Raw genomic sequence first — 13,599 nt, 5'->3', positions numbered from 1 at the left:
GTAAAGCTTACTCAATTATTTTTTTAACATCATCAAAATTCAATCCGCCATAATTCCCTGAACTCATCAATAATAGTGCTGAATTATCAAAGTTTTGATTGAATAAATAATCCTTAAACTCATTCGCATTGGTGTAGATAATTAAATCTTCTCTATTGAACGCTTTTGCAATTTGCTCATAACTTACTTCATCTAATTGCTTAATTTTCACAGCATCCGGAGAATAGAAAACAACAGCTACATCAGCGTGTTCTAATGCACCTTCATATTCCTTTAAAAATTCAGCATTCAAGCTACTATATGTATGCAATTCCAAGCAAGCTATTAAATTGCGGTTTGGATACTGCTCTTTAACCGCTTTAGTAGTTGCAGCTACTTTACTAGGTGAATGGGCAAAGTCCTTATACGCAACACTATTTCTACTTTCAGCAATTTTTTCTAAACGTTTTGATGCTCCTTTAAAACTGGAGATTGCTTCATAAAAATCAGCTTCATCTACCCCCATATTTTGGCAAATCCATTTGGCTCCAGCCAAATTATTTAGGTTATGTGCGCCAAAAACTTCAATAGGCATATCTCCTTCAGGAGTTTCTAATAGCGTCGTTCCATCTTCAACTTTATAATTAGGTGTGTGGTATGGTAATTTCCTGATTGGATTCGTCGCTACTTCAGCAACACGTTTTACCTCTGCATCATCTTCATTGTATACTAGAATTCCTCCATTGGTAATTTTACCAATAAAAATTTCAAATTGCTCTACGTAATTTTCATACGTTGGAAAAACATTGATATGATCCCAAGCAATACCTGAAATTAAAGCAATATTAGGTTGGTACAAATGAAACTTAGGTCTTCTGTCTATTGGTGATGACAAATACTCATCTCCTTCAAGAACAATAAAGTCATTTTCTTCCGTTAGATGTACCATGGTGTCAAAACCTTCCAGCTGTGCTCCTACCATGTAATCCACTGCGATGTCATGGTAATGCATTACATGAAGAATCATAGAGGTTATAGTTGTTTTCCCGTGAGAACCACCTATAACAACTCTTGTTTTATTTTTAGATTGCTCGTATAAAAACTCAGGGTAAGAATAAATCTTGAGCCCTAATTCCTGCGCTTTTAACAATTCTGGATTATCAGCCTTAGCATGCATTCCTAAAATCACTGCTTCAATATCAGAAGTGATTTTTTCAGGAAACCAACCTAATTCTGCAGGTAAAATCCCCTTTTTATCTAATCTTGATTTTGATGGTTCAAATATCGCATCATCGCTTCCTGTTACCTGATACCCTTTATTATGTAATGCTAAAGCAAGATTATGCATGGCGCTACCACCGATAGCGATAAAATGAGTTCTCATATATTTTTCTTAGGTGTTGAATTTAAATCTTTTATTTTTTGTAAGATTGCATTTGCCTTTGCAGGTTCCTTCATTTTATTTTTATACAAATCAGCTAGCTTTTTATACCCTTCAATAGTACTTCCTACAGCAATTGCTTTTTTATATTGTTGTTCCGCAGCTGTATATCTCTTAAAATACTCATCAATATGTCCTCGCGACAAATAACCATCTACTTCTGACAACTTCAGTAATTCATTTGAATATCTTATCGCTTTTGTCTCACTTCCTCCAACAAATCCGGGAAGCTTTATATATAATTCTATCAAAGCCCATCTTGCATCAATATGTCCCGAATCTAATTCTATTGCTCTTTCGAAAGATTCTTTGATTTCATCAATCATACCAAGTGCCTTAAACTTATTGACTTCTAAAGCACGCATGCCTGTTGCACCTCCATATTTATAAAAATAATTAGCTTCAGAAGGTTTTAATTCTTTCAGCTTTTTATAATAAAAAATCGCGTCCTCCCATGACTTATTACTTCCAGCAATATCTCCTAAATTTTCAATTATTTTTAAATTTGAAGGATTGTATTTCAATAGTGTTTCAAAAATAGGTTTTGACTGTTCATACTTACCATCGTCAAAAAGTTTCTGTGCTTTATCAAAACTCGATTGCGCACAAAGCAAAAAAGGAAATAATAAAAAAAGTAAATGTTTCATTCTTCAAAAATAAGGAAATTTATAAGGAATAAAAATATTATTAGTTAAGATAAAACCCAAATTTATCCCAATTAAAACAGAAAACTATAATACAATAGAAAACTTTAAAAAACCTTAAGATAACATCCACAAACTACTTTCGTAAAGCAATAATAAAAGTTAATACATCTTCTTAATCAATCATAACAAGCCTTACGAAATGAAAATATTTTATGCTATCCAAGCTACTGGAAACGGACACATCAGTAGGGCTACACAATTATATCCATATCTACTTAAATATGGCACAGTAGATTTCTTCTTAAGCGGCAACAATGCTAGTCTTGACATAAAATTACCCATAAAATTTAAAAGCAAAGGCTGCAGTCTTCATTATAGCAAATGTGGCGGCCTCGATTATTGGAATATCGTTAAAAACATCAAACCACGCCAGATGTACAAAGATGCTGATGCATTACCATTAAAAGAGTATGACGTAATAATTAACGATTTTGACGCTATAACATCTTTGGCTTGTAAATTACAAAATGTGCATTCGGTTCAATTTGGACATCAAGCCAGCTTCATTTCTAAGGCTACCCCAAGACCAAATAAGAAAAGTTTTATGGGCGAAATGATTCTCAAACACTACGCCCCTTCTCCTAAAAACATTGGATTGCATTTTGAAAACTACGATAGCTTTATTCGCCCTCCTATTATCAAGGATCAAATTATAGAAGCTGAGCCAAAAAACTTAGGACACATTACGGTCTACTTGCCTTCATTTGACAAAGACTGTTTAGAAAAAGCGTTCAATAAAGTAAAGCATGTGCATTTTCATTGGTTTTTAAATGATGTAGAATCTCCTTACACTATTAGGAATATTACCTACTACCCGGTCAATCAAAAAAAATTCAATAAAAGCTTAATCAATTGTGAAGGAATAATTACAGGCGGCGGATTTGAAACTCCAGCAGAAGCACTTTACCTTAAAAAGAAAATCCTTAGCATACCTATTCGCAATCATTATGAACAAGAATGCAATGCCGCGGCTTTAAAAAAACTAGGTGTCCCTGTTGTCTATGATATTGAGGACGACTTTAATTTAATAATCGAAAGCTGGCTCGACAAAGAAATTATTTACCCAACTATGCAGGCCAACAATATCCCAGAAACTCTTGACTATTTATTTGACACCTACAAAGACTAAAAAAATATTAAATCAATTTATTTTCGGGGGCTGCCCCTCCAAAAAAAGGAGGGTCGGGCTATTTGTTACAATCTTTTTTGAGGTAAAAAAAACCTCAAAAAAAGGATTTCCACTACTATCCCTCATCCAAAAAACAACACTGATAAAATCATAATTCGCCTAACTAACAATAATTTACTGAAACAGACCAAACAACAGCCGTTTTCTATTTTTTTTATTAAATTAGCTTGCAATAGTAAAAACAAAACATGAAAACATTAAACGAATGGTTTGAAGAATACAGCGTAAGCCATAAAAACTTAACCAATAAAAAAATCCATTACATCTGCGTTCCTTTAATCTTTTTTTCGGTAGTTGGACTGTTTATGAGTATTCCAAGCCAAATTCTAAATCCACTCGCTTCAATACACCTTATTTTGGCTAATTGGGCTTTTATAGTTTTAGTTTTTGTGCTGTTTTTTTATTTTAGATTATCCATCTCAATGGGATTAAAAATGCTTGTTTTCACAACGATTTGTCTCATTGGAAATTACATTATTGCTCAATCATTACCTCTATTATGGTTTTCTATTGCGGTTTTTACGATAGGCTGGATCGGTCAACTTTACGGTCACAAGATTGAAGGGAAGAAACCCTCTTTCATCAAAGACTTGCAATTTTTACTAATTGGCCCTGCCTGGGTTATTCATTCCGTATTTAAAATGAATTAAAAATTATATACTTTAAGAAAAAAAGTGAAGCACTGCCAAAGGCAGCTGTTTTAACTAATATTAATGGAGATTTGAATATTGGAGATTTACTTACCGTACGATTAATCATTTCGACAAAAGAAGATATGGAATTTGTACATTTAAAAGACATGAGAGCTTCCTGTTTTGAACCTGTTGATGTTTTATCTGCTTACCAATACAAAGATAATTTAGGATTTTATAAAAGCACAAAAGATGCGGCAACACATTTCTTTTTTGACAAAATCAATAAAGGAACTTACGTCTTAGAATACGATGTAAGGGTAAATAACAAAGGAAATTTCTCTAACGGAATTACGACAATTCAAAGTATGTATGCTCCTGAATTCACCAGTCACAGCAATGGAATCCAAGTAAAAGTACAGAATTAAATCAATAGAAAAACAAAAATCCGTTTCAATTACTTGAAACGGATTTTTGTTTTAATAAAATCTAAATGACAATTTAGTCATTCAACATTTTCCATAGTTTGTCTTTCAATTCTGTTAACCCTTGTTGAGCTACAGATGAAATAAACATATAAGGAATTCCCTTAAAGGAAACATCTAACTCTTCTTTTAATTCAGCTCTCAGTTCATCATCAAGCATATCACATTTTGATATTACTAATAGACGCTCTTTATCTAACATTTCAGGATTGTATTTTGTCAATTCGTTTACCAAAATATCATATTCTCCTTTGATGTCTGGAGTATCCACAGGAACAAGAAACAATAAGGTTGAGTTACGCTCAATATGACGTAAGAAATAATGACCTAATCCTTTTCCTTCAGCAGCACCTTCAATAATACCAGGAATATCAGCAATTACAAAAGATTGAAAATCTCTGTAAGCAACAATCCCAAGATTTGGTTTCAATGTTGTAAACGGGTAATCTGCGATTTTTGGTTTAGCAGAAGTCAATACAGACAATAACGTCGATTTTCCAGCATTAGGGAAACCAACCAAACCTACATCAGCCAAAACCTTAAGCTCCAGAATAACATCCATTTCAGTTCCAGGTAATCCGGGTTGCGAATATCTTGGAGTTTGATTTGTAGAACTTCTAAAGTGCCAGTTTCCTAGTCCACCTTTTCCTCCTCTGGAAAGAATTTGTTTTTCACCATGTTCAGTGATTTCAAACAATATTTCTCCTGTTTCTTTATCTCTAACAACAGTTCCTAAGGGCACTTCAATAAACTTGTCGTCTCCATCAGCACCTGTACTTCTGTCACCACCACCATCACCACCGTAACCAGCTTTAATGTGACGGGCAAACTTTAAGTGAAACAAGGTCCAAAGCCCTTTGTTTCCTACAAGATAAACGTGTCCACCACGACCACCATCTCCACCATCTGGACCCCCTTTTTCAATAAATTTCTCTCTGTGCAAATGCGTAGATCCTTTCCCTCCTTTACCGGATGAAACAAATATTTTTACGTAATCTACGAAATTCCCTTCAGTCATAACTCTTTTCTTTTACTTCGACATTGATCTAAAATACCTAACAGCCACCGGCTGTCCTCCTTTTTTTTTCAAATCCTCTGTCCTCTTTTTTTTAGTATTCAATGTTCAGTTGTCGTATTCAGCACTTTCTTTATCCTTTAATACGGCAAGCTATTTTATTTTTGCAATGATCTCACCATTACTTTATCAATCTTTACTCCATCCATGTCAATGACTTCCAACTCAAATTTATGCCAAATCAATTTTTCTCCTTGCTTTGGTATATGTGAAAGTTCCGTCATTATTAATCCGCTGACCGTAGTCACATTATAATCATTTATTAATTCATCCAAGTCAAAATAAGTAAGAAAGTCATGTAGCGAATAATGTCCGTCTACTAGCCAACTCCCATCTTCTCTTTCTACCAATTTAAAATCCTCTTTATCAAATTCTGAAGCGTCGCCAACCAATGCTTCCAGAATATCATTCAAAGTTATCACACCTTGAAAAATACCATACTCATCAGCTACAAAAGCGTAATGAATATTCGTTTTCTTAAATCGCTCTAAGGCTTTGTATGCAGTTGTATGCTCCATCATAAATGGGGCTTCGGTCATAATCTCCGATAAAATGATACTTTCGTCATCGATGTGCGCAAAAATATTTTTTAAATTCACAACGCCTACAATGTCATCATAATCCTTGTCGTAAACTGGGTAAATAGAATGCAACTCTTTTAGCATGTATTCCTTAATCTCAGCTTTATTTGAGTGCAAAGGCAAAAATACAACTGATTTTCTATGCGTCATCAAAGAATTAACTTTTCTGTCTCCAATGTGAAAAACACGCTCTACAATATCTTGTTCAATTTCCTGAACTTCTCCACCTTCAGTTCCTTCTCTAATAAAAGCCTTAATTTCCTCTTCTGTTACTTTACCGTCTGTATTTGGTTTAATCTGTAGCACTTTCAACAAAAATTCTGTCGCTTGTGTTAACAACCATATAAATGGTGCCGTTACAATAGAAACCATTTTCATAGGCATCGCCACAGCTTTAGCAATAGCAACTGGATGATTCATCCCGATCCTTTTAGGTAACAATTCCCCTAATACTAGTGAGAAAAAAGTTAATATCACTACAACGATTCCTACTGCAATAGTATGTGCATACGGTGTCAGTATAGCAAACGTTTTGACAAAAGTCTCCACATTCATTGTTATTCTATCACCACTATAGATTCCTGTTAGGATTCCAATCAGTGTTATTCCTATTTGAACGGTTGACAAAAATTTGTTTGGCGAATTAGCCAACTCCAAAGCGATTTTCGCGCTTTTATTTCCTTTTTTGGCAGCAGTTTCTAATCTATTTTTCCTTGCTGAAATCAATGCGATTTCAGACATGGAGAAAACCCCATTCAATAGTATTAAAAAAAATATTATTAGTATTTCCATATTCTTTTAGCCCAGATGGCAGTGAAAAGCCCACAGTCTTGTTGTTGCATTTTTATTAGTGACCAAAAGCGACTAAAAGAAGCTTTATGGGTACTTTATAAAAATAGACAACGGGACGAGGACTTGTAACGTACAGCTGGTGTTTGCTCCTATAAATTATCTATAACGGTACTTAAACGCTCCGTAATTTCTTGGATTGTTCCTATACCATTTACGGCATAAAACTTTCCTTGTTCATTATAATACCCCATTAATGGAGCTGTTTTTTCATTATATTCTTGGTAACGATTTCTTATTTTATCTTCGTCTTGATCGTCAATTCTACCACTTGTTTTTCCTCTTTCTAACAAACGCTGAATCAAGATTTCATCGTCAGCTTCTAGTGCAACTGTAGCGGCAACTTTAGAATCAATTGACTCCAAAAAAGCATCCAAAGCAATTGCTTGTGAGATTGTTCTTGGGTAACCATCAAACAAAATCCCATTAGTATCAGGATGTTTATTTACCTCATCAATAAGCATTTTTGTAGTCAATTCATCTGGCACCAAATCTCCGGCATCCATGTAAACTCTTGCTTGTTTCCCAAGGTCAGTGTCATTTTTTAAATTGAAACGAAACACATCACCAGTAGATATATGTGTTAAATTGTATTTCTCCTTTAAAAATTCTGCTTGAGTTCCTTTTCCTGCTCCTGGTTTTCCAAATAAAACAATGTTGATCATAATGTGTGTTGAGTAGTTGTAGTTATTCTTTTAGTTTATATACTTCTGGTAAATTTCTTCCAAGTCCATCATAATCAAGACCATATCCAACAATAAATTTATTTGGAATTCTAATCCCTACATAATCTATTTTAATATCTTTTTTGTACGCTTCTGGTTTAAAGAAAAGTGTAGCTATTTTGAAATGCTTGACATTTTGAGCTTTGAATAATTCCTTTAATTCGACCAAAGTGTTACCCGTATCTACAATATCTTCAATGACAACAACTGATCTTCCAGTTAAATCCTGGTTTAAACCAATTAATTGTTTCACCTGCTCTGTTGAAGAAGTACCTTCATACGAAGCCATTTTTATAAAACTTACTTCGCAGGGTTTTGTATATTTTTTCATGAAGTCAGAAACCACCATAAAAGAGCCGTTTAAAACCCCTACAAATACTGGTGTTTCATCTATAAAATCGTCTTCCACTTGTTGTACCATTTTTGTGATGGCAAACTCTATTTCTTTAGCAGAAATAAACGGAACAAATTGTTTATCGTGAAGTTCTATCATTATTATCCTATTTAAAATAATGGGCAAAGATAGGAATTTCTGAGTTGCCAATTCGATTTTAAAACTATAAGAATAGAGTGCAATTAAAAATATTAGCTATTTTTGATCCTAGATGAACAGCGAACTTTATAAAAATGTAGTAAATAGCTCCGCCTATCGATCAAGTCGAGACGAAAACGCGCAGCTTATTTTTACTGATTCGCAATTATTTCCTGACCTATTAGCAATTGCATTTGACACTGCTGACAAAAATCACCATAAGGCCTGCTGGATTCTGGAATTAGTACTTGAAAAGCAACTCCATTTACTGACCGATTACCTTCCTTATTTTTGTGATAATATTTCAAAATTCACGAACGAAAGTGCTTTGCGCCCAATTTCAAAAATTTGTATGTTTCTTAGCCAGCATATTTCCTTGACTACTTTACAAGAGGAGCAAATTACTGAAAACTGCTTCGATTGGCTAATTCAAGAAAATTGCAAAGTAGCTACGAAAGCATATTCGATTAGAACATTATATGAACTAGGCAAAAAATACGATTGGATTTATCCAGAATTGCAACGTATACTCACTGATGATTATAGAAAACATACTGCCGCGTACAAAGCTGTGGCAAGAGAAATTTTGAAGAAAATAAAATAGCGTTTCTATGTTTGAGCTATATAAAGTATCTTTGCTCTAAACAAACTACAACACAATGAATTATTTTTCTTCTGATTTTAAATTAGGAATATTAGGCGGTGGACAACTTGGAAAAATGCTTTTATTTGACACCCGAAAGTTCGACATACAAACTTATGTTTTAGACCCAAGTAACGAAGCACCTTGCAAAATTGCCTGCGATAAATTTTTTAAAGGGGATTTAATGGACTTTGAAACCGTGTATAATTTTGGGAAACAAGTCGATGTTTTGACGTTTGAAATTGAATTAGTAAATCTTGCCGCTTTGGTAAAATTAGAAGAAGAGGGATTGAAAGTTTATCCTTCGCCTAAAACACTAAAACTAATTCAAAACAAAGGTGTTCAGAAAGATTTTTACACTGAACACAATATTCCTACTGCAAGCTACGGCCGATTTAACAATCTGAAAAGCCTAATCGTTGACATCTTAGATTCTAAAACACGTATGCCATTTGTATGGAAATGCACTGAATTTGGTTACGATGGAAACGGTGTCAAAGTCATTAGAGAAATGGCTGATTTAGATGAACTTCCTAATGTAGAATGCATCGCAGAGGAAATGATTCCTTTTAAAAATGAGTTGGCAGTTATTGTTTGTCGCAATCCATCAGGAGAAATCAGAACCTACCCGGTGGTAGAAATGGAATTTCATCCAGAAGCCAATCAAGTAGAATACGTTATCTGCCCTGCTAGAATTGACAACATAGTTGCTGATAAAGCGAGAGCTATTGCATTAAGTGTATCTGAAAAATTCAACCACGTAGGATTACTTGCCGTTGAAATGTTCCAAACTGAAGACGATGAAATCATAGTAAATGAAGTTGCTCCTCGCCCACACAATTCAGGACACTATTCTATAGAAGGGAGCTACACTTCTCAATTTGAAAATCATTTACGCGCCATACTTGATTTACCTTTAGGAAATACTGATAGTAAAGTTGCCGGAATCATGGTCAATTTAGTAGGAGAAGAAGGCTATTCTGGAAATGTTGTTTATGAGAACATCGAAAAAATATTAGGCTGGAATGGAGTTACGCCACATATATATGGTAAAAAACAGACGCGTCCGTTTCGTAAAATGGGACATGTTACGATAGTAAATTCAGACATAAAAGAAGCCAGAAGAATTGCTGAGGATGTTAAGAATACAATTAGAGTAATTGCATAAAAACATTTTAAATGTTGAATTATAAATTTTAAATATTATTCAACCTTAAACTTTAAACAAAAAAACAACATGAGCAAAGTAGCTATAATAATGGGAAGCGTATCTGATATGCCAGTGATGCAAGAAGCCATTGAAGTCCTAAAAGGATTTGGAATAGAAATAGAAGTTGATATTGTTTCTGCACATAGAACACCCGAGAAACTATTCGATTTTAGTAAAAACGCTCACACTCGTGGTATTTCAGTAATTATAGCTGGCGCAGGTGGCGCAGCACATTTACCCGGAATGGTCGCTTCTATGTCTCCATTACCTATTATTGGGGTTCCAGTAAAATCAAGCAATTCTATCGATGGTTGGGATAGTATACTTTCTATTTTACAAATGCCTGGCGGAGTTCCCGTAGCAACGGTTGCTCTTAACGGTGCGAAAAATGCAGGAATACTAGCAGCACAAATTATTGGGAGCCATGACAAAAATATATTAGAAAAAGTAATTCAATACAAAACAGGATTAAAAGAAGCAGTAATTATTGCCTCAGAAAGTTTACTTAAAAACTAACATTACCTTATAAAAATAAGAGGCTTCCCATTACGGAAGCCTTTATTATTTTAATCTATTTTATTCGAAATTAGTCCTCTACTTCAATTTCTTCAAGAACACTTTCAAATTCAGATGCAATTATATCGTCATTATTTATCCAATTCTCTGAAGTAACCAAGCTGAAATTTACATTATCGGCTGTATTTAATTCCCAAATAATCGCTGGAGCTGTAGGAAAAGGAATATTTGTAGTCATTTGGTCTTCAAATAATCTTTTAATTAAATTTCGATCAGACAATCCATTATTCAATAATTTCAATATATTTTCAGCCGTTAGTTCTTTGACCTCACCATCTGTTGGTGTCATTGAGAAATGAACAACAGAGGCTTTAGTATTAGGAAACTTCCCGTTATAGGCTTTAAAGAGCAATTGATTGACATGAAATAACCTTCCTTGCATGTGAATTTCAGGGTATTCTTCACATACTTTATCAATTAACATATTGTGCGAAATTTGCTCAATTTGTCCTTCATTTAATTCTTCACCTAGCTTGTAAGCTAGTACTATTTCAGCAGCTTCATTTGGCTCATAATCAGATATGGCCATTTCTAGTAATTCTGGTAAATTCTTTTTTTCTGCCGTGGCTGCATCCGGAAAATTGAATTTTTCTAATAATGCAATATAATCTTCGTCTGACCAATACCCTTCTACTTCGTTTACGGTATCAATACGTTTTATTATAATTTGATAGTTCATCTGTTGATTTATTATTGTTTCTTATTCCTTATTTAGAATCTAATCTCACAATTTAGGCTTTTTAAAGAACTAAGAGAAATAAATAACATTATTATAACATAATCGTTTTAGGCTAATAGCCATAAATCTCTTGCGTTTAGCAATCTCCTTTTTTTATAAATCCCTACATTTGTATTTCAAAATATTTCGTTTCAATTAATGAAAACTAATTATAATACAATGAAAGTCTTAACTTCAAAATTCAATACTAAATACGATACGGCGCCATTCTCGAAAATCAAGAACGAAGATTATCTTCCTGCTTTTGTAGAAGGAATCGCATTGGCAAAAGCCGAAATTGATGCTATTGTTTCAAATACCGATAAACCTACTTTTCAAAATACTATCGAAGCTTTAGATTTTAGTGGCTATACACTAGATCGTCTTTCCAGTATTTTCTTTAATCTGAACTCGGCAGAAACTAATGATGAGATTCAGAAAATCGCTCAGGAAGTTTCTCCGTTATTATCTGAATTCGGAAATGACATAACGCTAAATGCTGATTTATTTGCCAAAGTAAAAGCCGTTTACGATCAAAAGGACAGTTTAAACCTCAACCCAGAACAAGCTACACTATTAGACAAAAAATACAAAGGATTCTCTAGAAATGGTGCTAATTTGCCGGAAGATAAAAAAAGTATTCTTAGAGAAATAGACAAAGAACTATCTAAGACAAGTCTTAAGTTTGGTGAAAATGTTTTAGCCGAAACTCAAGGGTTTCAATTGCACATTATCGATGAGAATGACCTTTCAGGTTTACCAGAAGGAACTATTGAAGCTGCTCGTTCATTGGCTAAAAGCCAAGAAAGCGAAGGATGGATTTTTACTTTAGATTACCCAAGCTACATCCCTTTTGTAACTTATGCCGACAACCGTGAGCTTAGAAAACGAATGGCGATTGCTTCTGGAGCTAAAGCTTTTCAAAACAACGAATTTGACAATCAAGAAAACGTACTTAAAATTGCCAAATTGCGTTTTGACAGAGCACAAGTTTTAGGTTATGCCACTCACGCTCATTTTGTTCTTGAAGAGCGAATGGCTGAGAGTCCTGAAAAAGTAAAATCTTTTGCTACCGATCTATTAGAAAAAGCAAAACCGGCTGCTTTAAAAGAGTTTGCTGAGTTAGCGGCTTTCGCCAAAAAACTAGACGGTATTGAACAATTAGAAAAATGGGACGGAGCATATTACTCTGAGAAGTTAAAACAAGAGTTGTTTAATTTAGATGACGAAAAACTAAAACCGTACTTCCAATTGGAAAAAGTTTTAGACGGCGCTTTTACAGTAGCTCAAAAACTATATGGTCTTACTTTTGAGGAATCTTTCGAAATTGATAAATACAACGATGAAGTAACTACTTATGAAGTAAAAGACATCGATAACAATTTGGTTTCCGTTTTCTACGCTGATTTTTTTCCTAGAAAAGGGAAACGAAATGGCGCTTGGATGACTTCTTATAAATCACAGTTTATAAAAGAAGGCATAAACGAAAGACCACACATTTCTATCGTTTGTAATTTCACAAAACCAACAGAAACAAAACCATCTTTATTAACATTTAATGAAGTAACTACTTTGTTTCATGAATTTGGTCATGCATTACACGGAATGCTTGCTAATACAACTTACCCAAGTTTATCAGGAACTTCTGTTTATTGGGATTTTGTGGAATTACCGAGTCAAATTTTGGAAAACTGGTGTTACGAACCTGAAGCTTTGGCTTTATTCGCTTATCACTACCAAACAGATGAAATGATACCTGTTGAATTAGTTCAAAAAATCAAGGAGAGTTCTAATTTCCAGGAAGGAATGGCAACGATGCGTCAGTTGAGTTTTGGAATGTTAGACATGGGATGGCATGCTCAAGACCCTTCAAATATCAAGGATATAAAAACTTTTGAGTTGGAGCAATTTGCCGACACACAATTGTATCCTGATGTAGCTGAGAATGCCATGAGTACCTCATTCTCACATATTTTTCAAGGCGGATATTCTTCTGGTTACTATAGCTACAAATGGGCCGAAGTACTAGATGCAGATGCTTTTGAATTTTTCCAAGAAAAAGGAATTTTCAATAAAGAAGTGGCTGATAAATTCAAAGACAATATCCTTTCTAAAGGAGGAACTGAACATCCAATGATTTTATACAAACGTTTCAGAGGACATGAACCAAGCCCAGATGCTCTATTAAAAAGAGCAGGATTGATATAAAGATTCGATTAAAGACATTTGATTTCAAACCGAGGCAGCAATGCTTCGG

The 13,599-nt window shown here is 34.1% G+C and carries 14 protein-coding genes; 7 read left to right on the top strand and 7 right to left on the bottom strand.

Going from position 1 to position 13,599, the window contains the following annotated elements:
- Nucleotides 1–7 precede the first annotated feature (7 nt).
- On the bottom strand, nucleotides 8–1,363 hold the full coding sequence (locus BLV91_RS05085) for a UDP-N-acetylmuramate--L-alanine ligase (RefSeq protein WP_091430398.1): 1,356 nt from the start codon (nucleotides 1,361–1,363) through the stop codon (nucleotides 8–10).
- The gene (locus BLV91_RS05080; RefSeq protein WP_091430396.1) at nucleotides 1,360–2,067 is read right to left on the bottom strand and encodes a tetratricopeptide repeat protein; all 708 of its coding nucleotides are present in this window, start codon (nucleotides 2,065–2,067) and stop codon (nucleotides 1,360–1,362) included. The genes BLV91_RS05085 and BLV91_RS05080 overlap by 4 nt, the downstream gene beginning before the upstream one ends.
- A gap of 199 nt (nucleotides 2,068–2,266) precedes the next feature.
- Between BLV91_RS05080 and BLV91_RS05075 the strand changes: the two genes are divergently transcribed.
- The 3 genes from BLV91_RS05075 to BLV91_RS05065 all read left to right on the top strand — a co-directional run bounded on the left by BLV91_RS05075 (nucleotide 2,267) and on the right by BLV91_RS05065 (nucleotide 4,376).
- The gene (locus BLV91_RS05075; protein ID WP_091430395.1) at nucleotides 2,267–3,256 is read left to right on the top strand and encodes a glycosyltransferase family protein; all 990 of its coding nucleotides are present in this window, start codon (nucleotides 2,267–2,269) and stop codon (nucleotides 3,254–3,256) included.
- 248 nt (nucleotides 3,257–3,504) lie between these two features.
- Nucleotides 3,505–3,966 carry an Mpo1 family 2-hydroxy fatty acid dioxygenase gene (locus tag BLV91_RS05070; RefSeq protein ID WP_091430393.1) on the top strand — a complete coding sequence of 154 codons (462 nt, stop codon included), beginning with the start codon at nucleotides 3,505–3,507 and terminating at the stop codon, nucleotides 3,964–3,966.
- Between the two features lie 2 nt (nucleotides 3,967–3,968).
- A complete protein-coding gene (locus tag BLV91_RS05065; RefSeq protein ID WP_175513960.1) occupies nucleotides 3,969–4,376 on the top strand; it encodes an alpha-2-macroglobulin family protein in 408 nt (135 codons plus the stop codon).
- 73 nt (nucleotides 4,377–4,449) lie between these two features.
- Here the strand turns inward: BLV91_RS05065 and obgE are convergent, their stop codons facing one another.
- The 4 genes from obgE to hpt form a co-directional block, all read right to left on the bottom strand.
- Nucleotides 4,450–5,451: a GTPase ObgE gene (gene obgE, locus BLV91_RS05060; RefSeq protein ID WP_091430391.1), complete on the bottom strand. Its 1,002-nt coding sequence runs from the start codon at nucleotides 5,449–5,451 to the stop codon at nucleotides 4,450–4,452.
- 155 nt (nucleotides 5,452–5,606) lie between these two features.
- Nucleotides 5,607–6,830, bottom strand: a complete 1,224-nt coding sequence (locus tag BLV91_RS05055; protein WP_245709617.1) for a hemolysin family protein — start codon at nucleotides 6,828–6,830, stop codon at nucleotides 5,607–5,609.
- 200 nt (nucleotides 6,831–7,030) lie between these two features.
- On the bottom strand, nucleotides 7,031–7,603 hold the full coding sequence (locus BLV91_RS05050; protein WP_091430387.1) for an adenylate kinase: 573 nt from the start codon (nucleotides 7,601–7,603) through the stop codon (nucleotides 7,031–7,033).
- Nucleotides 7,604–7,625: 22 nt separating this feature from the next.
- The gene (gene hpt / locus BLV91_RS05045) at nucleotides 7,626–8,156 is read right to left on the bottom strand and encodes a hypoxanthine phosphoribosyltransferase (RefSeq protein WP_091430385.1); all 531 of its coding nucleotides are present in this window, start codon (nucleotides 8,154–8,156) and stop codon (nucleotides 7,626–7,628) included.
- A gap of 112 nt (nucleotides 8,157–8,268) precedes the next feature.
- Between hpt and BLV91_RS05040 the strand changes: the two genes are divergently transcribed.
- From BLV91_RS05040 to purE, 3 genes are all read left to right on the top strand, one after another.
- Nucleotides 8,269–8,799, top strand: coding sequence for a hypothetical protein (locus BLV91_RS05040; RefSeq protein WP_091430383.1), 531 nt, complete (start codon nucleotides 8,269–8,271; stop codon nucleotides 8,797–8,799).
- 55 nt (nucleotides 8,800–8,854) lie between these two features.
- Entirely contained in the window at nucleotides 8,855–10,006 is a 1,152-nt protein-coding gene (locus BLV91_RS05035; protein ID WP_091430381.1) for a 5-(carboxyamino)imidazole ribonucleotide synthase, read from the top strand.
- 69 nt (nucleotides 10,007–10,075) lie between these two features.
- Nucleotides 10,076–10,564 carry a 5-(carboxyamino)imidazole ribonucleotide mutase gene (purE, locus tag BLV91_RS05030; RefSeq protein ID WP_091430379.1) on the top strand — a complete coding sequence of 163 codons (489 nt, stop codon included), beginning with the start codon at nucleotides 10,076–10,078 and terminating at the stop codon, nucleotides 10,562–10,564.
- Nucleotides 10,565–10,634: 70 nt separating this feature from the next.
- Here purE and BLV91_RS05025 read toward each other — a convergent pair whose 3' ends face one another.
- Complete coding sequence (locus tag BLV91_RS05025; protein ID WP_091430377.1) at nucleotides 10,635–11,303, bottom strand: hypothetical protein; 669 nt, start codon at nucleotides 11,301–11,303, stop codon at nucleotides 10,635–10,637.
- A 219-nt stretch (nucleotides 11,304–11,522) separates the two neighbouring features.
- On the opposite strand from BLV91_RS05025, the gene BLV91_RS05020 reads away from it, so the two are divergent.
- Nucleotides 11,523–13,550: a M3 family metallopeptidase gene (locus BLV91_RS05020; RefSeq protein ID WP_091430781.1), complete on the top strand. Its 2,028-nt coding sequence runs from the start codon at nucleotides 11,523–11,525 to the stop codon at nucleotides 13,548–13,550.
- Nucleotides 13,551–13,599 lie beyond the last annotated feature (49 nt).

This window comes from Flavobacterium degerlachei, from assembly GCF_900106645.1.
GTDB lineage: Bacteria > Bacteroidota > Bacteroidia > Flavobacteriales > Flavobacteriaceae > Flavobacterium > Flavobacterium degerlachei.
The sequence above is the reverse complement of the archived record's forward strand: the minus strand, read 5'-3'. Positions and strand labels throughout refer to the sequence as shown.